This window comes from Gracilibacillus sp. JCM 18966 (assembly GCF_055392695.1).
Genome location: NZ_AP043883.1, coordinates 20,602 through 41,022, shown reverse-complemented (window position 1 = coordinate 41,022; position 20,421 = coordinate 20,602). Strand labels below are relative to the sequence as shown.

20 protein-coding genes are annotated in these 20,421 nt (G+C 37.7%); 14 read left to right on the top strand and 6 right to left on the bottom strand.

What is annotated here, in order from left to right; genetic code table 11:
• Window positions 1-870: a nucleoside hydrolase gene (locus tag ACZ5N5_RS00280; RefSeq protein WP_464373042.1), complete on the bottom strand. Its 870-nt coding sequence runs from the start codon at window positions 868-870 to the stop codon at window positions 1-3.
• 593 nt (window positions 871-1,463) lie between these two features.
• On the opposite strand from ACZ5N5_RS00280, the gene ACZ5N5_RS00275 reads away from it, so the two are divergent.
• The 4 genes from ACZ5N5_RS00275 to def all read left to right on the top strand — a co-directional run bounded on the left by ACZ5N5_RS00275 (window position 1,464) and on the right by def (window position 5,623).
• Window positions 1,464-1,745 (top strand): hypothetical protein, encoded by a 282-nt coding sequence (locus ACZ5N5_RS00275; protein ID WP_054789126.1) that lies wholly within the window; start codon window positions 1,464-1,466, stop codon window positions 1,743-1,745.
• A gap of 128 nt (window positions 1,746-1,873) precedes the next feature.
• A protein-coding gene (locus ACZ5N5_RS00270) for an IS3 family transposase (RefSeq protein WP_464373041.1) occupies window positions 1,874-2,985 on the top strand; the annotation gives its coding sequence in 2 pieces (ribosomal slippage) (window positions 1,874-2,123 and window positions 2,123-2,985; 1,113 coding nt in all).
• A 1,878-nt stretch (window positions 2,986-4,863) separates the two neighbouring features.
• Window positions 4,864-5,055, top strand: a complete 192-nt coding sequence (locus ACZ5N5_RS00265; protein WP_054788688.1) for a helix-turn-helix transcriptional regulator — start codon at window positions 4,864-4,866, stop codon at window positions 5,053-5,055.
• The gene (gene def, locus ACZ5N5_RS00260) at window positions 5,048-5,623 is read left to right on the top strand and encodes a peptide deformylase (RefSeq protein WP_464373040.1); all 576 of its coding nucleotides are present in this window, start codon (window positions 5,048-5,050) and stop codon (window positions 5,621-5,623) included. Before ACZ5N5_RS00265 ends, def begins: the two co-directional genes overlap by 8 nt.
• Window positions 5,624-5,672: 49 nt before the next feature.
• Here the strand turns inward: def and ACZ5N5_RS00255 are convergent, their stop codons facing one another.
• Window positions 5,673-5,816, bottom strand: coding sequence for a hypothetical protein (locus ACZ5N5_RS00255; RefSeq protein ID WP_464373039.1), 144 nt, complete (start codon window positions 5,814-5,816; stop codon window positions 5,673-5,675).
• 39 nt (window positions 5,817-5,855) lie between these two features.
• Here ACZ5N5_RS00255 and ACZ5N5_RS00250 point away from each other — a divergent pair, with 39 nt between their 5' ends.
• Genes ACZ5N5_RS00250 through ACZ5N5_RS00230 form a run of 5 tightly spaced genes read left to right on the top strand, consistent with a single transcriptional unit; the run spans window position 5,856 to window position 9,967 of the window.
• Window positions 5,856-6,842 carry an ABC transporter ATP-binding protein gene (locus ACZ5N5_RS00250; protein WP_464373038.1) on the top strand — a complete coding sequence of 329 codons (987 nt, stop codon included), beginning with the start codon at window positions 5,856-5,858 and terminating at the stop codon, window positions 6,840-6,842.
• The gene (locus ACZ5N5_RS00245) at window positions 6,842-7,573 is read left to right on the top strand and encodes a multidrug ABC transporter permease (protein WP_109983821.1); all 732 of its coding nucleotides are present in this window, start codon (window positions 6,842-6,844) and stop codon (window positions 7,571-7,573) included. Before ACZ5N5_RS00250 ends, ACZ5N5_RS00245 begins: the two co-directional genes overlap by 1 nt.
• Complete coding sequence (locus tag ACZ5N5_RS00240; RefSeq protein ID WP_109983820.1) at window positions 7,570-8,256, top strand: ABC transporter permease; 687 nt, start codon at window positions 7,570-7,572, stop codon at window positions 8,254-8,256. The genes ACZ5N5_RS00245 and ACZ5N5_RS00240 overlap by 4 nt, the downstream gene beginning before the upstream one ends.
• 16 nt (window positions 8,257-8,272) lie before the next feature.
• Window positions 8,273-9,352 (top strand): sensor histidine kinase, encoded by a 1,080-nt coding sequence (locus ACZ5N5_RS00235; RefSeq protein WP_464373037.1) that lies wholly within the window; start codon window positions 8,273-8,275, stop codon window positions 9,350-9,352.
• 3 nt (window positions 9,353-9,355) lie between these two features.
• A complete protein-coding gene (locus ACZ5N5_RS00230; protein WP_054788685.1) occupies window positions 9,356-9,967 on the top strand; it encodes a response regulator in 612 nt (203 codons plus the stop codon).
• Between the two features lie 105 nt (window positions 9,968-10,072).
• Here ACZ5N5_RS00230 and ACZ5N5_RS00225 read toward each other — a convergent pair whose 3' ends face one another.
• The gene (locus tag ACZ5N5_RS00225; RefSeq protein ID WP_464373036.1) at window positions 10,073-11,524 is read right to left on the bottom strand and encodes a carbon starvation CstA family protein; all 1,452 of its coding nucleotides are present in this window, start codon (window positions 11,522-11,524) and stop codon (window positions 10,073-10,075) included.
• A gap of 283 nt (window positions 11,525-11,807) precedes the next feature.
• Here ACZ5N5_RS00225 and ppsA point away from each other — a divergent pair, with 283 nt between their 5' ends.
• Window positions 11,808-14,402: a phosphoenolpyruvate synthase gene (gene ppsA, locus ACZ5N5_RS00220; protein ID WP_464373035.1), complete on the top strand. Its 2,595-nt coding sequence runs from the start codon at window positions 11,808-11,810 to the stop codon at window positions 14,400-14,402.
• 38 nt (window positions 14,403-14,440) lie between these two features.
• Here ppsA and ACZ5N5_RS00215 read toward each other — a convergent pair whose 3' ends face one another.
• Entirely contained in the window at window positions 14,441-15,355 is a 915-nt protein-coding gene (locus tag ACZ5N5_RS00215) for a DMT family transporter (protein ID WP_464373034.1), read from the bottom strand.
• 175 nt (window positions 15,356-15,530) lie between these two features.
• Between ACZ5N5_RS00215 and ACZ5N5_RS00210 the strand changes: the two genes are divergently transcribed.
• Window positions 15,531-15,986, top strand: a complete 456-nt coding sequence (locus ACZ5N5_RS00210) for a DUF1569 domain-containing protein (protein ID WP_054788684.1) — start codon at window positions 15,531-15,533, stop codon at window positions 15,984-15,986.
• A gap of 216 nt (window positions 15,987-16,202) precedes the next feature.
• A complete protein-coding gene (gene bla, locus ACZ5N5_RS00205; protein WP_245902277.1) occupies window positions 16,203-17,078 on the top strand; it encodes a subclass B1 metallo-beta-lactamase in 876 nt (291 codons plus the stop codon).
• 86 nt (window positions 17,079-17,164) lie between these two features.
• Here the strand turns inward: bla and mnmH are convergent, their stop codons facing one another.
• Entirely contained in the window at window positions 17,165-18,211 is a 1,047-nt protein-coding gene (gene mnmH, locus ACZ5N5_RS00200) for a tRNA 2-selenouridine(34) synthase MnmH (protein ID WP_277679772.1), read from the bottom strand.
• A gap of 27 nt (window positions 18,212-18,238) precedes the next feature.
• Window positions 18,239-19,282, bottom strand: coding sequence for a selenide, water dikinase SelD (gene selD / locus ACZ5N5_RS00195; protein ID WP_109983813.1), 1,044 nt, complete (start codon window positions 19,280-19,282; stop codon window positions 18,239-18,241).
• A gap of 306 nt (window positions 19,283-19,588) precedes the next feature.
• On the opposite strand from selD, the gene ACZ5N5_RS00190 reads away from it, so the two are divergent.
• Complete coding sequence (locus ACZ5N5_RS00190) at window positions 19,589-19,798, top strand: hypothetical protein (RefSeq protein WP_109983811.1); 210 nt, start codon at window positions 19,589-19,591, stop codon at window positions 19,796-19,798.
• Window positions 19,799-20,189: 391 nt separating this feature from the next.
• Window positions 20,190-20,285 (top strand): putative holin-like toxin, encoded by a 96-nt coding sequence (locus tag ACZ5N5_RS00185; RefSeq protein ID WP_109983810.1) that lies wholly within the window; start codon window positions 20,190-20,192, stop codon window positions 20,283-20,285.
• Window positions 20,286-20,421 lie beyond the last annotated feature (136 nt).

Here is a 20,421-nt window from a genome sequence, read left to right as displayed (position 1 = left end):
TCATTTCGGTAACATAATCCTACTAAATTCATCTATAAAGGCTTCGTAATGAAGTTGGATGGCAATTCGTGTTTTTCCTGTTTTACTTGTTGGTCGATAATCAATATAAGACATTCCTTTTGCTTCTCCGCCTTCAACCACATTTGCATCATAGTATATGTAATCAACAATAGTAGGATGATTAATAACCATAATAGTAAGAAGATCGTGAATAGGCGCTCCGGAAATACCTGGTACTGATTTTTTATAAAATTCGTAGTAATATTCAAAGACAGGAGCAATCATGAAGGCATAGATGTTTTTCTTATTTTTAGAAATGGCGTCCACGATATCTGGGGTGAGAATTGCAAATTGAGTGGCATTTAAAGGCGTGATGGTCAAGTTGTGTGCGAACTTAAGAATATAATTAGATGACGTTGGATCTCCATAGAAGTTTGCTTCAGCTAGTGCTGTAACATTACCTGGAACAAAGAATGCTCCACCCATTACATAGAGGGAAGCCACCATTTTTAAATGGTCTGGAAATAGGATAAATGCCATGGCAAGGGTGGTAGAACGCCCTGTGTCTACAATGATAAGCTCATCTCTATATTTTTCTATAATATAACGAATCATATCAAAAGGATATGTTTGGTATTGCATATTACTAGGAGGATGTATCGGACCGATTCCATCACCGTGAATTTCGGGGTAAAACGTCACATCTTCCTGTTGCACCGGCTGAGAAGCACCAGGGATAATCGGAATGTCATTTCTCCCTGCTAACTGTACTAAATAAGCAGCATTAGCTGTAGCCTGTTCTTTTGTCACATTCCCATAACTAGTGACGATACCAACAAGCTCGATGTCAGGATGCAGCATGGTGTACATAATCGCTAAAGAATCATCAATTCCGGGATCACAAAATAATAGAATTTTTTTCGTTATAAGAGCCTCCTCCTTTCTGTTATATATTTATTCCAAAATTCATAAATCATGCACATGTATGACTTCTTCAACACCAGCTGCTTAAAGGACAATAAGCTGATGGGGAAACGTTAAGTACCAAAATAAAAAATGTCTTGTCAAAAATGGTACTTAAACCACAATTAAGTACCAAAACGAATAACCACACGACTAAAAGTGGCACTTATAACGATGATAAGTGCCAAAATCAAAGCTGAATTTAGCCAATTTGGTCTTTAACTTGAGAAGGAATTATTATTAAGGAGTGTAGCGAATGACACTTAATGTTCGGTTAGCAACGAAAAGGGATGCTGAAGATCTTTCCCAATTTCCCCTTAATACATAAAAAGAAATTGGGATTTCTATGTGCTTAACGTTGTAAATCGCATTTTCTGACGCTCCCGTGTAGGCAAAACGATCAATCTACTGAATCACCCTTGATTGAAGTCTGTTTTAAAAGGTAAGGATATTTGTGATAACATAATTATAAAAAGCCTTTGTTTTTGGAGGAGGGTCATATGAGCTTGATAGCACAGCACCCATATATAAAAATAGAAAGAAAAGTGACAAGTATTGAACAGTTTCATATTGAACATGACCGAATCATTTACTTATATTGCGATAAGGTCGTTACACACAATAGAGAGTTTCCGATTAAGGATGTGATGGATTTTTCTTATCGAGAAATTGCAAATAAAGGTGGTATTCTCTATTTGCATACGCTACAAGGTGTATATACGTATACCGTGAGATCTTCACCAGAAGCGTTCATCACAGCATATAGAGCATATTTTAAGTAAAAGTTGCATTAAAAAAAGCGCAGAGCTTCTGTTTTCTTGTTATCAATCCTGAATCGGTTACACTTAGTTGGACAAGTTAGTTAAGGTCAGTTAGACTTGGTTCAAATACAAACCGAGGAGCGTTTAAAATGACCAAAAGAGCGAGAAGAACTTTTTCAAAAGAATTCAAAGAGCAAATGGTAAAGTTGCATGCCTCCGGTAAACCCCGCGCGGAGATTATTAGAGAATATAAATTGACACCTTCTTCTTTTGATAAGTGGGTTCGCCAGTATCATGATAATGGATCGTTTCAGGAAAAAGACAATCGCACACCGGAACAAGAAGAGTTAATCAAACTTCGGAAAGAAAATCAAAAACTGGCCATGGAAAATGACATTTTAAAGCAAGCCGCGCTGATCATGGGACGAAAGTAGATGTGATCCGCAATAACCGTCACAAATACTCAGTATCAGCAATGTGCGGCGTCCTGCAAATTGCCAGAAGTACGTACTATTATGAAGCTAAGACTCGTGATGACCAAGAGGATGAATTAATCGATCTGATTGTGGACATTTTTAAGAAAAGTCGCCAAAATTATGGTCAACGAAAGATAAAAGTGGAGTTGAAGAAGCTTGGCTGGACCGTGTCCCGACGTCGGATCGGACGAATCATGAAAGAACAGGGACTTGTTTCTAAATATACCGTCGCTCAATTTAAGCCGTCCCAATCATCCTGTAACGAGTCAGAAGCAGGAAATATGCTTAATCGAGAGTTTGACCAGGACCAGGAACTAAAGGTAGTCGTAAGTGACTTAACCTATGTAAGAGTTGGGCAGAAATGGCATTATATTTGCGTGTTAGTAGATTTATATAATCGTGAAATTATTGGACACAGTGCAGGTCCTCACAAAAGTGCTGCCTTAGTTCAACGTGCCTTTGCATCCGTCCCATACAATCTACATCAGCTTGAATTGTTTCACACCGATAGAGGAAGTGAGTTTAAGAACCAGTTGATCGATCAGGCATTAGAAACGTTTGGCATCGAGCGCTCACTAAGCGAAAAAGGAACACCCTATGACAATGCCGTGGCAGAAGCTACTTTCAAAACCATCAAAACAGAGTTTGTCAAAGGGGCTTATTTTACTGACCAATACGAACTGGACCTTGAACTTTTTGATTATGTTCACTGGTTCAACCACATTCGAATTCACGGATCATTAAATTATTTAACACCGACTGAATACAAGTTAATCAACCTTTAAAAATTTGTTCGATTTAGTGTTGACATACCATCCAGCTGTTTGGTAATTGCTTTGAGTAAGGTTATCTTGAAACGAGCCTTCATGATAATGGCACTTTTCTTAGTTGGAAAGGGGCTATCATTTATTAATGAGCAGTTAAATATATTCTTATCAATACATCTTATAAGGTTGGACTGTTTTAACCCATAAATAAAAGATAGGCTAAGTACCAGAATAAAAAGTATCTTATCAAAATTAGTACTTAAACCACAAATAAGTACCAAAATTAATAACAACAAGATCAAAAGTGACACTTATAAAGATGATAAGTGCCAAAATCAAGACTAGATATAATAAATTTGGTAATTAACAGCTGAATAATAACCATATTAATTTAGACTGGTAATGAAAATTAGGATAGGATTTGTAATCTCGCAAAATGGTAATGCAAGTAGGGTTATTAGCTGTGTGGGACCCTAATCGTGCTAATTGAAGCAACAAACTGAATTTCTTAAGCCATGAAAGTACCTCCAACCTTCATATCAACAATGTTATTAATTAAATAGGATAGAAATATTAACAGCTGATAATGAGTAATTGAAGTTAAACAAACTGGGCTTATCAGAAGGGATACAGTCCTTATTTGTTAAATGGTCTTGATATTGAAAAATGAAAGGGTTGTTAGTAATGGATGTAATAGGTTTTTTGGTTGTGACTATTTTTATTATTGGAGTTTCATATAGTTTAGTTTTTCAAATCCAACAATTGTTAACTGTTAAACATAATGACAAAACTCCTCAATACCGAAGACTAATGTTTGCTCATTACCTAACCTGCTTCTCAATCGTAGGGTTTTTAGTATCCTTTATTCTGAATGTATTGGTTTATTTACAATTTATCTATTCACAACTTGTAACAAGTAACAGTACGAATATTAGCTGTCTTATATTCTTTTTGATGCTGTTTACCTCGAAATTCGTCATTACACCTAGGACTAATTGACGCTATACTGTCATTCCATCAAAAAATAACCAACCTAATAAGGTAATGACTGACCCCAAAAGTTAGATTTTTTACTCTCGCTTTTTGATGTATTATCTTCCTAGCTGAAGTATTATTCGTACCGATAAAAGGTCTCGTCACCGAAGTTGGTGGTCTCATAACCCATAGAGTAGTTATTTCACAGGATGCTAATCGTTTTGGAGGACAATGAAAAGAATTGGATTTGTATCTTAAGCCTCAGTATGTACAGAGGATAAATCAGATCTTACTAGATTATTAGAAAATCAGCATGACCCTTTATATTATTAGGTAAAGGTGGAAATTATATCATAAAGGTGGCGTCAGAGGAGTATGCGGGGTTTCATTATCACAAGGTTAAGTACCAGAATAAAAAAATCCTTTGTCAAAACAGTACTTAAACCACAATTAAGTACCAAAACTAATAACCACCCGATCAAAAATGACACTTATAACGATGATAAGTGCCAAAATCAAGACTAGATCTAATAAACTTGGTACTTAATAGCTCATAAAACCCAAATCAAAAGGTAACTCCAATTTATGTTCAGGGATAATAGGATCATCATCGTATGGAGAAGTAACTTCATGATTTAAAAAGGTATATTCTTCATCTAATTTCATTTTCTTACTTTAGAATGAGGGTGCTGACAAACAATAGCACGATAAAAGGGAGACAGACGTTCTATAGCCTAAAGATTGATGGGAATATTCAATTAAGTATATCTTTTTCTTCTACCCATAAAATCTACTTTAATATTTCCTCATTTCGTGTGTAGTTTCTTGGTACTTTATAATAGAAAATGTCCAAAGTAATTGACATATTTGTTGTGGTTGTTATAATATTAATGTCCAATATACTTGACATAGGTGATACTGTTGAAAAATAAAATTAAAGCAATACGTAAGAAACTGGGGTTAACACAAGAGCAACTTGCTAAGGAGTGTGGAGTTGTTAGACAGACGATAAATTGTATCGAGAATGATAAATATGACCCCACATTGGAGCTGGCTTTCAAATTATCACAAACATTAAAAGTAAAGGTGGATGAATTGTTTATTTATGAGTAAATTTCATTCAAATTACATGATCACAATGAAAGATATAGTAAGAGAAGGAAACGAAATCCTACATCGACCAACACAAGAAGTACTGGTACCTCCATCTGATGAAGATAAGGTAACATTAATTTGTATGATGAATTTCTTGAAAAATAGTCAAGATCCCGTTCTATCCAAAAAATATAAATTACGTGCAGGAGTAGGCTTATCAGCGAATCAGATTGGTTTGAATAAGCGTATGTTCGTAGCTTATTTGAGAGATGAGAAAGGTACAGAGCATGAATATACCCTTATTAATCCGAAAATAATCAGCCATTCTGTTTCTATGATTTATTTGCCACCAAGCGAAGGCTGCCTCTCTGTTGACCGGGATATAAAAGGGCTTATCCCAAGGTATGAGCGGATTAAAGTGAAAGGGTTTAATTTAGAGGGAGAAGAAATAGTGTTAAAACTTAAAGGCTATTCCTCTATTGTTATTCAGCATGAAATAGATCACCTAGATGGAATTATGTTTTATGATCGTATTGATACAGAAAATCCTTTTAAACTACCAAAAAACTGTAAAAGTTTATACTGAAATCTATATACATTAGGTTGACTTTCAAATGAGCTGTTGTTACGACAGCTCATTTTAATTTAATCCAGCTTTTTCCAGGTTGTAGATTAAAACCACCACGTCTTGTGGCAACGTCTGTATGAACAACATTAGTCAATACCATTCCAGTAACCAATCTTCTTCCATCACTACATAATTTTCCATCACGTTCCAAGCATGAAATGACAAATGTAACTACCGACGGGGAATAGGTATGGCGATAATGAAGGTAACAAGAAATGAAAGGGTGAACAATATGACGATTGCATCTATGCAAGGTGTTATTAAAAGGTATGGCTCTCATGTTGTCCTAGATTATATAGACTTAGATATCCAAGAAGGAGAAATTATTGGTCTGCTTGGTCCTAATGGGGCAGGTAAAACAACGTTAATCCAAACATTAACTGGAATGATTCCTTTCGATCGTGGGAAGATAGAGCTTTTCGGGAATTCGAAAAATCCATTCTCTAATCAAAATAAAGAAAGAATCGGACTTGTAACACAGGAGATTACGATATTTGAGGAATTAACAGCAAAGGAAAACTTGCAATTCTTTGCAGGTGTCTATGGGCTAAAAAGGCAAGAAAAAAAGAAAAGAGTAGAAGAAGCGTTGGAGTTTGTTGGTTTAGCAGATAAGGGGAATAAAGTACCAGCTAAATTTTCTGGAGGAATGAAGCGTAGGTTAAATATTGCTTGTGCACTAACACATCGGCCGAGATTTCTAATCATGGATGAACCCACTGTTGGAATTGATCCACAGTCAAGAAATTATATTTTAGAAGCAGTGAAAAAATTAAGAGAAAATGGTACGACTATTTTATATACGACCCACTATATGGAGGAGGTTCAAGCAATTGCTTCTAGCGTAACGATTATGGATCAAGGCCAAATCATAAAGAATGGTACGGTTGAGGAATTAATTCAAACAGTACAGCATGAAGAAAAAGTGAGGATTGACGTTACCGATCCTGACAGTGTCCCAGTGAATAGTCTGGAAAAGATTGCTGGGGTAAAGAAGGCTATCGTAGCTGGAAGCCAAATCATCATTATTTCAACATTTGGATCTGGCAATTTAGATCGAATCATCACACTTGTGAAGGAACATGCTGGAGTGCTTGGCATTCAAGCTGATAAACCAAACTTAGAGGATGTCTTTTTAACTTTAACGGGTAAGCAGCTAAGGGATAAGGAGGAGGAGTAATGAGAGTACTTTCAACAGTCAAATTTACTGTACTTAGAATGGCCAGGAACTATATTGTTTTGTTATTGCTTCTTGTCATTCCTATTATTCTCATCACGATTTTTTCATTTATTCTATCAGAATCTGTCACAGAAACAGGAGTGCCTTATCATTATCAAAATGCACTGACAATGGTGCTTGTGTTTCAGCTTTTTGCAGGTGCGATTGTCATGTATTTAATCGATCATGATTTATTTAAAGAAAACAGAATGAGAATATACACCTTACCCTTTAACCAAAGAATGTATGCTTTTTCGATCATGATATGTGGGGCTGGATATTCGATTTTACTTGGTGTTTTATTAATGATTTATACACAATTTGTTTTAGGCATCATTTGGGCTAATTGGGCATGGATGATTTATATCATTTCCTTAATGGCCATTTTATCGATCATTGTTTGTCTGATCTTCACCTTTTCTGTGAAAAAATATAAAATCGCGGAACGATTAAGTGAATTGTATGGTGTTGGATTTGTCGTCTTGGCAGGATTATTTTTTCCAATGCCTGAGAATATCTTTTTTGATTTTTTTGGAACGTATGGTAATCCACTAACCTTATCGATCATGTCAATTAATGAGATGGGCCAATCGAATACGGGAAAAGCGTGGTTTCAAGCGAATATCCTTTTAGTGGCGATCGTCCTCTTATTTATTGTGATGCTCAATCTAGGGAGGAGGAGAAAGTTGTGACTATTTTTCGTTTTGCTTTAAAAAGAGTTTTTGGTAATACGACCAATTTAATTTTTCTTACTATTTTTCCGATAGCTTGTATTTTTTTACCTAAAGGAGAGGGGTGGCCATTTCTTCCTTATGGTTATCAGTATTTTGGAATTTTAATTTTGTTTATCGGCATTCGTTTAGCCACCATTATTTTAGAGGATCGAGGAAAAGGTGTGGTTAAACGACTAGCGGTAGCACCAGTTAGCCATTTTCAATATTTAAGTCAAAATTTATTAGCTTACTCAGTTATCCTTATCCTACAATGTGCCATTGTTGTATATGGTGGCATTCTTTTTGGCCAAGAGCTATACCAGCCAAGCAGGCTCTTTTTGCTTTTTGTATCGTTTTGCTTTGCTTCACTGGCGATTGCTCTGGCATGGATTTCTTTTTATCGAAGGAAAGATACCTCCTTTCTCCTTTATATGTCCCTCATCTTTTTAATCGTAGTACTAGGAGGGCTAATAATACCGATAGAGATATTTCCAGATTTGCTAAAACGAATCGCTGTTATCTTTCCAACCTATTGGCTTGCGGAAGGGCTGAATTGGATTGTTTTTGGAGAAAATATCCTCGATTTTCTACTGATTAATAGTGTACTATGGTTATATACCATCGTATGTATCATTATTGGAAGTACAAGAAAAATCTATTAGTAAAGGTGTGGGAAGGTTGAAGCAAAAGGAACCAATGCTATTTATAAACGGTTGGCGCTTTCTAACTATCGGCTTTCTCATACATTTATGGATTATTGGTGAATCTACGAATGGATCCTTTATCCTTATTCTTCTTTTACTAATTGTGACAAGTTTACGTTGGAGATTTGCTTTACCGATTTGGTTTGTTTTATTGGATGTTTTTATTTGTTTTTTGTTCACCCCACATACAAATATTAGCTATTATGCTTTAGCACTGCCAATTTTTGAGCTAGCCCTTAAAGGCAAATGGCTATTATCTCTTCTTATCTTTATAAGTCTGTTTTTTGCGCAAGCAGCTTCTAGTCTATTATTTTGGTTTTATTTGCAGACCTTCTTCTTTGGTGTCTTTTCGTTCATCTCCTTAAAAAATCAAGTAGTATATAGACAGGAGGCAGATGAACAGCGAAAGGCTAGATATGAGCTAGAACGCATGAAGATAGATTTGTTGGAAGCGAATCAATCAGCTTCCCACCAAGCAAAACTAATGGAAAGGAACCGGATAGCTAGCGAGCTTCATGATCATTTAGGGCATGATTTAACAGGTGCATCCCTGGCTCTTCAAGCGTACGAGTATATTCAAGATTCGAGGGAAGCCGAGAAACTACTCCAGGAAGTGAAAAATCGTTTAAAGCGTAGTACGAAAAACTTAAGGGATACGGTTCATAATATGACTCCAACAACATGGATGGGTATTGAAAGCTTAGAAAATATCGTACACTATTTTCAACAGCTCGATATAAACCTTCAAAAATCTGGTGATATGCAAGCCGTTTCAGCTCATCAATGGGGGCTGTTAGAAGCTTGCTTAAAAGAGGCTTTGACAAATGTTGCTAGACATAGTAATGCCACAATAGTCGAGGTGGATTTACAAGTCACGGAATCGATTGTGCGCCTATTGATTCAGGATAATGGTACGGTTGAAAAAAATAGCCACACTGGAAGTGGTTTAAGAAGCTTGCAAATACGTTCCCGCTCTATGGGAGGAAGCTTATCCATTAATCGAAAAAATGGATTTTTGCTTGTTTGTGTCATTCCTTTAGAAAAAGGAGGTTAACAGATGAAGCTTTTAATCGTCGATGATGATCAACTTGTTTGCCAAAGTTTAAAGCTATTACTTGGGAAAGAAGAAGATTTGGAGGTCGTTGATATAGCAGCAAATGGACAAGAAGCGATTGAAGTATGTCAACGAGAATTACCAGATGTCATTTTAATGGATATACAAATGCCAATAATGGATGGAATCAAAAGTACAAAGAGAATAAAAGACCAGTGGCCTTCTGTTCAAATTATGATGTTAACAACGTTTCAGGATGAGAAGAATATTAGACTTGCGTTAAAAGCAGGAGCAGAGGGATATTTAATAAAGTCAGCAACGATTGAAAACATGGCCCAGCAAATCAGGGCATTAAGAGCAGGATCAACCGTCTTAGACGCAGATGTATTAAAAGCAATTATGGAACCAGATCGAGAAGCGTTGGAAGGACTGACGCAAAGAGAAACAGATATTGTGGATTTAGTTGCTCAAGGACTTTCGAACAAGGAAATCGCCGGACAGCTATTCTTAAGCGTTGGAACTGTCCGAAATATGCTATCCGTTATTTTAGATAAATTAGAAATTCGTGATAGGACACAACTTGCCATTTATTATTGGCAAAGAAAGCAAGGATGAAAAAGTTAGATTTTTTATAGTTAGTAGAAATGAAAACTCTACTTGGTAAAACAAAAGCTGACTATGAAAGTTCCAGTTTAACCCTTCTAGTCAGCCATACTTCGTTTACGCCACACCCCGAAAAGAAGGTGCCTCCATATCCACAATCAATTTCCCTTCCCTATTTTTATTCCCTTTCCAGAAGAATAAAGCAGTAATGAAAACCGTCATAACGATACCACCTGTATGTGCCGCCTGATAGGATAAGCCAAATCCGAGATTGCTATCATATAAGATATACGTTAGCACCATATCTGTGATGAATAGTGCAGGGACAAGTGAAATCACATAGTTTTTCCTCTTTACAAAAAGATACATGGTACCAATCCAAAGGGCTAGTGCTGCTGTACCTTGATTGGCGAACGAGAAGTAACGCCATAGAATGTTAAAATCGATCGTTGTTAACCAATAAGATACTACAAACATTGGGATGGCAATAACTAGCCGTTTTGCAAGCTTGGTTTGGCCTAGATTGATATAATCGGCAATGATATTACGTGCAGCACGAAATGCCGTATCGCCAGAAGTAATCGGTAGTACGACAGCACCTAAAACAGCAATGGTTCCACCAACTGCACCAAGTAATGTCATCGAAACTTCATTGACGACAAGCGAAGCGGTACCTTCACTTATCAAACCTTGAAGCCCTTGACCATCAAATAAACTCATGGCAGCAGCTGCCCAAATCATCGCAATAATCCCTTCTGCCACCATCATCCCGTAGAAAATGTAACGTCCTTGTTTTTCATTTTGAGCGGTTCTAGAAATAAGTGGTGATTGAGTGGCATGGAATCCAGATAGAGCACCACAAGTAATCGTTAAGAATAAAATAGGGAAAATCGGCAAGTCGCCAGGATGCATATTAGCAAGAGTTAATTCTGGAATCTGATAGTCTGAGAAAACTAAGGCAACTCCCACGGCAATTGTACCAATGAGTAAGATTGCACCAAGAAACGGATAAATTCGACCAATAATTTTATCAATTGGTAGAATAGTAGACAATATATAATAAGCAAAGATAGCGAGGATAATCACGATTAAAGCAACCCTGCCATCAATTAAATTATGCAATAACGATGCTGGTGTCGTGACAAATACGGTGCCGACAAGCAATAAAAGCAGTAACGCAAAGGCATTGACTAAATGACGAGAAATGTTCCCTAAAAATTTCCCAGCAAGCTCTGGAATATGTGCCCCTCGATTTCGAATAGAGATCATACCAGTTAAGTAGTCATGCACAGCTCCTGCAAAAATCGAGCCGAGAACTATCCACAAAAATGCTACAGGACCATATAAGGCTCCCATAATCGGACCAAAAATCGGACCAGTTCCGGCAATGTTCAATAGTTGGATAAGTGCGTTTTTTTGTTTGTGCATTGGGACATAGTCTACACCGTCCTGGTTCGCGTAGGCAGGTGTCTGTCGCTTTTTATTCGGCTCAAATATTTTCTCCACATATTTTCCATAGGTGAAATAAGCAAGAACTAAGGCTGATATTGCTATTAAGAAAGTAATCATGTTCATCCCACTCCAAACTATTATTTGTAAACGATTACAAATAATTTTACAGAGGATTATTTAAAAATACAATCCTTTTTACAAAAAAGTAAACATTTCCAATTTTCTGAAAATGTAATGGTAGGAATTTGTATATAGGAAAGAGTCGATCAGAGAGAAAATAGCTGATGATCACTATCTCCACTTACATTATAGCATATAAAAAATCGTAAATATAGACTGTTTATTGGTCTGTGCAGTTGCTACAATCATAGAGAATCTTATAGGTTAGGAGAGATGTGGAATGAGTGGTTTGGTTCTAGCTATTGATGAAATCGAAAAATCCCAGCACAAGCTCGTTGGTGGAAAAGGAGTGAATTTAGGAGAATTATCTAGAATCCACGGAATACAAGTACCAGAAGGCTTTTGCCTCACGACAGAGGCCTTTCAAAAAGCTATCGGACAAAAGGAAGGGATTCAAGCATTGTTGGAGCAACTTAGCCTGCTAACTGTTGAAGATCAAGAACAAATTGGTGAAGTCAGCAGGAAGCTCCGCCAAACCATTATCGAAATAGAAATTCCTCCAGAAATTAGAGAAGCAATAACTCACTATCTCACACAGTTTGGCGAGATGCATGCATATGCCGTTCGCTCTAGTGCAACGGCAGAGGATTTACCACATGCCTCTTTTGCCGGACAGCAAGACTCCTATTTGAACATTATCGGCAAAGAACACATCTTGAGCCATATTAGCAAATGCTGGGCATCCCTCTTTACCAATCGTGCTGTGATTTATCGGATGCAAAATGGATTTGATCATCAAAACGTGTACCTGTCTGTCATAGTTCAGCGGATGGTTTTTCCAAAAGCTTCTGGCATCTTATTTACCGCAGATCCGATTACATCAAATCGAAAGGTCACCTCGATCGATGCTAGCTTTGGACTTGGTGAAGCATTAGTATCAGGCATCGTTACGCCTGATTGCTATAAAGTACAGGATGATCAAATCGTCGAGAAAAGGATAGCAACTAAAGAATTAGCAATCCATACAAGAAAGGACGGTGGAACAGAAAGACAACAACTCGATCCAAACCGCCAAGTTTCTCCGACCCTTACGGAAAAGCAAATTTTACAATTGGCGCAAATCGGAAAGCAGATAGAACAACATTTTGGAGCTCCACAGGATATCGAATGGTGCTTGGTAGATCATGAATTTTATATCGTTCAGAGTCGGCCAATCACGACACTTTATCCGATCCCAGAAGTAGGTGAGACCGAAGAAAACCATTTTTATGTATCTGTCGGTCATCAACAAATGATGACAGCTGCTATGAAACCACTAGGATTGTCCTGTTTCTTGTTAACAACACCTGCACCGATGCATGTAGCAGGTGGAAGATTGTTTGTTGATATTACCCCTAGATTGGCTTCAGCTGAGAGCAGAGAAATGCTACTAAACACCTTAGGCCAATCGGATCCGCTCATTAAGGATGCATTGATGACGATCATCGAGCGAGAAGATCTACCTATTAAAGAAGAAGAGAGTCCCGATAAGCTATCACCTATAGGTTCTGAAGCCCCATTTGATAATGATCCATCTATCGTAACGGAATTGATGAAGCGAAACCAAACCTCTATGGAAGAGTTAAAACAAGTGATCCAAACAAAAGAAGGGTCAGACTTGTTCCATTTTATACTGGATGATATTCAGCGATTAAGGGAAATGTTATCAGATCCGCAAAGTATGGGTGTGCTTATGGCTGCAATGAATGCTGCCATGTGGATTAATGAAAAAATGCATAAGTGGCTAGGTGAAAAAAATGTAGCGGACACGCTCTCTCAATCTGTACCAAATAATATTACGTCAGAAATGGGCCTTGCACTATTAGATGTTGCCGATGTGATTCGGCCGTATCCCAACGTAATGGAATATTTACAAAAGGTTGAAGAAGAGGATAATTTTTTGGATGAGCTCCTTCAATTGGAAGGTGGGCAGGACACCAAAGACGCCATTTCTGCATTCCTTGAAAAGTATGGAATGCGATGTGCTGGAGAAATCGATTTAACGAAACCCCGCTGGAGCGAAAAACCTACAACACTTATTCCGTTGATTCTTAGTAATATCCAAAACTTTGAGCCCAATGCTAGTAAACAAAGATTTGAACAAGGCCGGCTAATAGCTTGGAAAAAGGAACAGGAGCTACTAGAGCGCTTGAAGCAGCTACCAGATGGGGAACAAAAGGCGAAGGAAACAAAGCAGAGGATCGACCTGATCCGAAATTTTAGCGGATATAGAGAATACCCAAAATACGGTATGGTTAATCGTTACTTTGTTTATAAGCAGGCATTGTTAAGAGAAGCAGAACGACTCGTCCCATTAGGGGTGATTCATGAAAAAAGTGATATATACTATCTCACTTTTGATGAGCTTCGTGAAGTAATCCAAACGAAAAAGCTAGATTATCAGATCATCAACCAGCGCAGGGATGAGTATCATTTATATGAAAAGCTCACCCCGCCACGAGTGATGACGTCGGATGGTGAAATTATTGTAGGAAAATACAAACGAGAGGATTTGCCAGCAGATGCTATTGCCGGCTTACCCGTTTCAACCGGAACGATAGAGGGACGTGCACGTGTGATTGTAGATTTAGAGGATGCTCATTTAGAAGAAGGAGATATATTAATTACGACCTTTACCGACCCAAGCTGGACTCCATTATTTGTATCAATAAAAGGTCTCGTTACCGAAGTTGGAGGTCTAATGACACATGGAGCAGTTATCGCACGGGAATATGGCTTGCCTGCAGTGGTTGGAGTAGAGAATGCGACCAAACAAATTAAAGACGGGCAGCGAATTCTTGTGAATGGGACAGAAGGGTATATACAAGTTTTGTGAGATTAATTAGAGGAGAAAGGGATAGCTCCTTTCTCCCATCAAGACCGATAATTCACTACTATAATCCCTGATGCCACCATCACGATAGCTCCGAAGATCATCACATTTAACGCTTCCCCATCGATAAACATCGCCGATAACAATACGCCAGCTACAGGAACAATAAATTTATACATACTGATTTTACCTGCAGCCTGATATTTTAATAACGAATACCATAATCCAAAGGCAATGGCTGACAATAAGGCGGAATAGAGTAACAATCCCCAACCTAAAGGGGTAAAAACAATAGCGCCCTCCTGCAATTGAGGGTAGCCGACCAAGAGTAATAAAATAGCGCCTATCGTTAACTGCCATCCAGTGATAGCAAAAGGATGAATACCAGTCGCTAATTCCTTTGCCATAATGGTCGCAATTGCACTAGTTAACCCTGCCAAAATCATGTACCCTTCTCCATTCCATTGAAAGGAGATTGCAAAGGATTGTCCCCAATTCGCGAGGACAATTCCAATAAATCCTGCGATAATGCCAAGCCATTTTTTTCGATCTAACCGATCATTGTTATAATAAAAATGGGCAAGCAATACAGTGAAAAAGATCCCACTTGAGGATAGGATAGCTCCCTGCATGCCAGATACGATGGCTAATCCATTATAAAAAAAGTAATATTGTAAAGCTGTTTGAATAATTCCTAATAGAGTTAATACTAGTAATTGTCTTTTCGTGATTTTTAATTTTCTAATATCCATAAAGGCTAGTAATACTAGCACAATGATACCTGCTATTAAAAAGCGAATCCCAGCGAAAACCATTTTAGCCATCACATCGTTCGGAGCCATTTGTAATTCGACATAGCTCACTTTCAAAACAGGAAAGGCACTTCCCCAAAGAATCGAACAAAAAATGGCAATCATGATCGCTGACCATGGCTTAATTAAGAACTTTTTCAACATAAGTCATCTCCATATTCTTATAGTGCAAATAATAATCATATCTCTTTGGTTTTGAATAGGCAAGCTTTCTGTTTATGATCTGGAAATTGGATTATTATGCTATAATTGTTTTCAGATTTTGGTAAAATTTCTAACTAAAAAACAGAAGAGAAATTAGTAGGGATGAGGTGTACAAATGAAAAATATTTTTAATCCATTACATTTACAAGAAATTTTAAACCGTATTGACAAATTAAGCCCAGATTCAAAATCCAAATGGGGTAAAATGGATGTTGCCCAAATGTTAGCACATTGCTCAGCCTTTCAAGATATTGCAATGGGACAATCTCATCCAGCGCGAGGTTGGTTAGGAATATTCATAGGAAATCTTGTGAAACCGATGTTTTATAACGACAAGCCATTAGCCCAAAATATGTCCACCATTCCGACCATTTTGATTGTCGAAGAAAAAGAATTTGAAACAGAGAAGGAAAAACTGAAGGGGAAAATAATAACCTTCCAGAATAATGGCCCAGATAAGTGTACGACTCATCCACATCCTTTTTTCGGTAAACTTACTCCTGAGCAATGGGGAAAAGGAATATATAAGCACCTTGATCATCATTTAAAACAGTTTGGAGTGGGAGAATAATCATCTTTTTCTCTATCACATTACACTATGATCATATAATCTTCTTCACATCCTCTTTCTTCTGTACGGGTACAGTGGCAAAAACCGAGCATATCGATCTTTTATTTCATTTATTATAATAGAATTTAAGGGTAGCAGTATGAGAAAGAAGGCCTTCTGACCCGTTTGTTTAGCTACCTAAACCAAAAAAGCACTTGGTAGAAAAGAGGTTAGATGATGAGGAGTTCATGGAGTAAATTTAAAAAAATTGGGCCAGTATTGCTTCTCCTATGTATCATGCTTATAGGTTGTTCAGAGGATAACTCTCAACCTACTCAACCTAAAGAAAATCAAGAAACCACAATTACAGAAGACCTTGCCAAACTGAATGATCAAGTAAATGCTGAAGCTGAAAAATCTCCTACCCATATTACTAGTCAAGACAAGTCTATTGGATTGACCCAATTAACTGACAAAGTATGGGTACATACATCCTATAATGAGTGGAAGGGCACCAAAATTCCCCACAATGGGTTAGTTGTTACCACTGACAAAGGGGCGGTCTTGATTGATACTGCATGGGATACAGAGGGGAATCATCCAAAAACGAAAGCTTTATTACAAATGATTCAAAAACATTTGAAGAAAAAAGTCGTTCTGGCGATTGTTACCCATGCACATGATGATAGCATTGGAGGAATTCAAGCATTATTAGATAAGAAGATAGAAGTGCGAAGTACAAGTTTGACAGCGAAACTAGCAAAAGAAAATGGATATCCTTCGCCAAAACCGATACTCGATGAAAAACCGATGATGAAAATAGGTGACACCGTTATAAAGACCATGTATCCTGGTGAAGGCCATTCAAAGGATAACATTACGGCTTGGCTACCCCAATATAAAATTTTATTTGGTGGATGCTTCATCAAATCATTAGATGCAAAGGATCTTGGAAATCTTTCTGATGCCAATGTAGAAAAATGGGATGACTCTGTTAAAAAAGTAATCGAGAAATATCCACAAGTGAAAATCGTTGTCCCAGGACATGGGGAATGGGGAAATAAGCGACTGCTTTTCCATACGATTGATTTGATCAAACAACATACTGACTAACGAAAGCTTAAAGGTAGCCCTTTTCTAAAATATGTAGGGCTACCGTATGAATATCAAACAGTCACGCATCTCCTGAAAAGTTAGAATTATTTCACCTTACTCCCGTACCGATCCGAAACCCATTTCACCAATTGCTCCTCCGCTTCCTCTACATTGGATGCAGTGAAAGCTGTCTTCTGACTCTCTGGATAATTGGTTGAATAATCATAGAGAGAATCATAATAATAAGTTAGTAGTAGCTCCACTGTCTTGGTAAAATCATGAGCATCTAGATATTCGCCTAGCTCTTTAGAGATGTTGGTTGGTAGCCTTTTTTTAATAATGTGAAAGGCTTCCTTAAATTGTTCTGGATTCAACCATGGCTGATAGTCGTCTAATATATTCCTCACCCGTTCCTCTACTGGCAAATGGACAAAAATCTGCTTGCTATTTTCTTTTTTCTGATCAAACCAGTCCGGAATGACTACTTTTCCAATCCGCTTGCTTTCCCCTTCGATAAATACAAAGCGTTCCTGCTGGACCTCAAGTAATTTTTCAAGTAAAGCAAAATCAAATGAGCGTTGATTGACAGGATTTCTTCCGATATGACCAAAAATCGAGCCACGGTGACCTGCCAATTTTTCCAGATCAATCACTGGATATCCCTTCGCCTTGAGCCGGTCCAGTAAAATGGTTTTACCACTGCCAGTATAACCATTTAAAACGAACAGCTCTGGTTTCATCTCAAACTGATTCAAGCGCTCGACCGTCCATTCTCGATAGGCACGGATTCCACCACTTAACCGCTGGACTTCGATTCCCATTAATCCTAAAACTGTTGCGGCCGTTTTACTCCGCATCCCACCACGCCAACAGAATACGGTAGCTTGCATATCGATTTTTTTAAATTCTCTAATAAAATCCGGCAGCTTTTTAGAAAAGATCTCAAGGCCTTTTTCTTTTGCTGCCTCTGGCCCTTTTTGTTTATAAATGGTACCAACTACTGCACGTTCTTGATCGGAAAATATCGGGATATTCACACTGCCAGGAATCGTCGCTTCCTGATATTCCTTAGGTGAACGTACATCTACTAACACATGATTGTTGTTTGTTTTAAGCTGATACAGTTCATCTGCCTGAATGTCCTCAATCATATTCTGACAATCCTTCCTAATTTGTTTCTAATGAACGGAGATAGTTCCTGATGCTCCATCTAATATTTCTCCAATTATCGCAGCTTCTACTTTTTGTTCCCGTAATTCTGTGAGTAGATCGTCGGCTTGGTCGTTAGAAACAGCGATCAGAAGTCCTCCTGATGTTACCGCATCTGCTAGAATCCATTTATCTATCTGGTCCATTTTTTCTGGGAAGGCTACGACATCTTTAATATGCTGGAAATTATTTTTCGTTCCACCAGGGATGACTCCTTGATCGGCTAATTCCCGTACTCTTGGTAAAACAGGCACCTGCTCCTGATTTATTCGGATTTCTACCTTGCTCTCCTTAGCCATTTCGACGGCATGTCCGAGTAATCCAAACCCTGTCACATCTGTACATGCATGGACCTGATAGTTTTTCATCGTTTCTGCAGCTGTTTTATTTAATGTTGCCATCACTTTTGAAACGCGTTCGATTTCCGTTTCATTTAAAAGATCGCGCTTAATTGCTGATGTCGATATTCCAACACCAATTGGTTTGGTTAAAATCAAACGATCTCCTCGTTTTGCGCCTGCATTTGTTTTGACATAATCTGGGTGTACTGTACCTGTTACGGCTAAACCAAATTTCGGCTCCTGATCGTCAATTGAATGTCCACCAACTAATGTCACGCCTGCCTCAGCCAATTTGTCACTTGCACCAAGCAAAATATCTGTAAGAATCGATTTATCTAAGGTGGAGATGGGGAATGCTACAATGTTTAATGCCGTAATAGGAGTGCCTCCCATTGCATAAACATCGCTAATCGCATTTGCTGCAGCAATTTGACCAAAATAATATGGATCATCTACAATCGGTGTGAAAAAATCTAAGGTTTGAACTAAAGCTGTTGTTTCGTTTAATTGGTATACCCCAGCATCATCCCCTGTTTCGAGCCCAACTAATAAATGAGGGTTCGCTTGAGCTGGTGGGAGCATTTTAAGCACTTGGCTTAGATCGGCTGGACCAATCTTACAGCCACAACCACCCTTTGAGCTTAAAGAGGTTAATTTTATTGAATTTGTCATGTTCACCGCACGCCCTTTCTACAATTTCTATTATGATTAGTTTATCATACCTATATATTTTGATCATTTTAAGTAGATTAAAGGTAGAATCGATTGCAATTTAACGAACTTATGTTCTTGATATGGAACAACTTTTATGCTATCTTTGTTATTAAGAAGAAGAGAGGGTTGTAGTACCATATTCACCTATGATCAAATTTGAGACGAACCAGACGTTTTTACCATGTCCTTTCCGTTCTATCACGTATTAACATTCAGTTTTTTGAGTCTTATTTAAAACTAGACCGTAATGAGGAGGAGCAGTTAATGGAACATTTACGCGATACAAAGGATGAGTCCTTAGAGGAATTTGTCAAAAAGTTACCAAATTCCTGGCGTGATAAAGGTTTAAGAGAAGGATTAAAAGAAGGAAAAAAAGAAGTTGCAAGAAAATTGATTAATAAAGGTTATAACACAGCTGAAATTTGTGATATTACTGAGCTATCTGAGAATGAAGTGGAAGAATTGAAGGCTTAATCATATCCGGGAGCGCAGGGAAGGTCACGCTCCCTATTTGTTTGAAGAGTTCCTTTTGCATACTGTTAAATTGTAAAATCTGCTCGGATTTTCCTAATACATAACTAGTTGCTATATTCCTATAACGAAGGATTAAAAGAAAAATGTAGCTGCTTTACGAATCATTTACATCTGGTAATTATCCCGGTGTGTAACTAGTTTCGGTTCTTGACGTACCATTGTGAGATCTATATTAAGCGCACACTAAACAAAGCCTCATATCTTTAGAATATATTAATATAGTGCGAGTTAAAGAGAATGTATGTTTGATACAAATGTGTTACAATTGAATAGGATAGCATTCTTTTAGGGAAAGGTCGGCTAATCCCCTTTATGAAAGGGGGTGATGCCTATGGGTATGTATGAAAGTTTAATGGTGTTATTTAGTTTTGGCACCTTCTTGATTGCATTGCTCGCTTTGATTGTATCACTGATCAAACGGAAATAGACCTCCCTATTAACCGCAAAAGAAGTAGGTGAGGTCTATCGATTACCGATAGCCGATCCCTCTAGGGGAACCGCTTATCTATAACCCGTAGTGACAGCTACGGGTTATTAGTATACGCATTTCTTATAATCATTAT

What these genes read in the sequence shown, in the direction of transcription:
- ACZ5N5_RS00280 (WP_464373042.1), bottom strand. Translation starts at nt 870, where the DNA reads ATGTACACCATGCTGCATCCTGACATCGAGCTTGTTGGTATCGTCACT.
- ACZ5N5_RS00275 (WP_054789126.1), top strand. Translation starts at nt 1,464, where the DNA reads ATGAGCTTGATAGCACAGCACCCATATATAAAAATAGAAAGAAAAGTG.
- def (WP_464373040.1), top strand. Translation starts at nt 5,048, where the DNA reads ATGAGTAAATTTCATTCAAATTACATGATCACAATGAAAGATATAGTA.
- ACZ5N5_RS00250 (WP_464373038.1), top strand. Translation starts at nt 5,856, where the DNA reads ATGGCGATAATGAAGGTAACAAGAAATGAAAGGGTGAACAATATGACG.
- ACZ5N5_RS00245 (WP_109983821.1), top strand. Translation starts at nt 6,842, where the DNA reads ATGAGAGTACTTTCAACAGTCAAATTTACTGTACTTAGAATGGCCAGG.
- ACZ5N5_RS00230 (WP_054788685.1), top strand. Translation starts at nt 9,356, where the DNA reads ATGAAGCTTTTAATCGTCGATGATGATCAACTTGTTTGCCAAAGTTTA.
- ACZ5N5_RS00225 (WP_464373036.1), bottom strand. Translation starts at nt 11,524, where the DNA reads ATGATTACTTTCTTAATAGCAATATCAGCCTTAGTTCTTGCTTATTTC.
- ppsA (WP_464373035.1), top strand. Translation starts at nt 11,808, where the DNA reads ATGAGTGGTTTGGTTCTAGCTATTGATGAAATCGAAAAATCCCAGCAC.
- ACZ5N5_RS00215 (WP_464373034.1), bottom strand. Translation starts at nt 15,355, where the DNA reads ATGTTGAAAAAGTTCTTAATTAAGCCATGGTCAGCGATCATGATTGCC.
- ACZ5N5_RS00210 (WP_054788684.1), top strand. Translation starts at nt 15,531, where the DNA reads ATGAAAAATATTTTTAATCCATTACATTTACAAGAAATTTTAAACCGT.
- bla (WP_245902277.1), top strand. Translation starts at nt 16,203, where the DNA reads ATGAGGAGTTCATGGAGTAAATTTAAAAAAATTGGGCCAGTATTGCTT.
- mnmH (WP_277679772.1), bottom strand. Translation starts at nt 18,211, where the DNA reads ATGATTGAGGACATTCAGGCAGATGAACTGTATCAGCTTAAAACAAAC.
- selD (WP_109983813.1), bottom strand. Translation starts at nt 19,282, where the DNA reads ATGACAAATTCAATAAAATTAACCTCTTTAAGCTCAAAGGGTGGTTGT.
- ACZ5N5_RS00190 (WP_109983811.1), top strand. Translation starts at nt 19,589, where the DNA reads ATGGAACATTTACGCGATACAAAGGATGAGTCCTTAGAGGAATTTGTC.
- ACZ5N5_RS00185 (WP_109983810.1), top strand. Translation starts at nt 20,190, where the DNA reads ATGGGTATGTATGAAAGTTTAATGGTGTTATTTAGTTTTGGCACCTTC.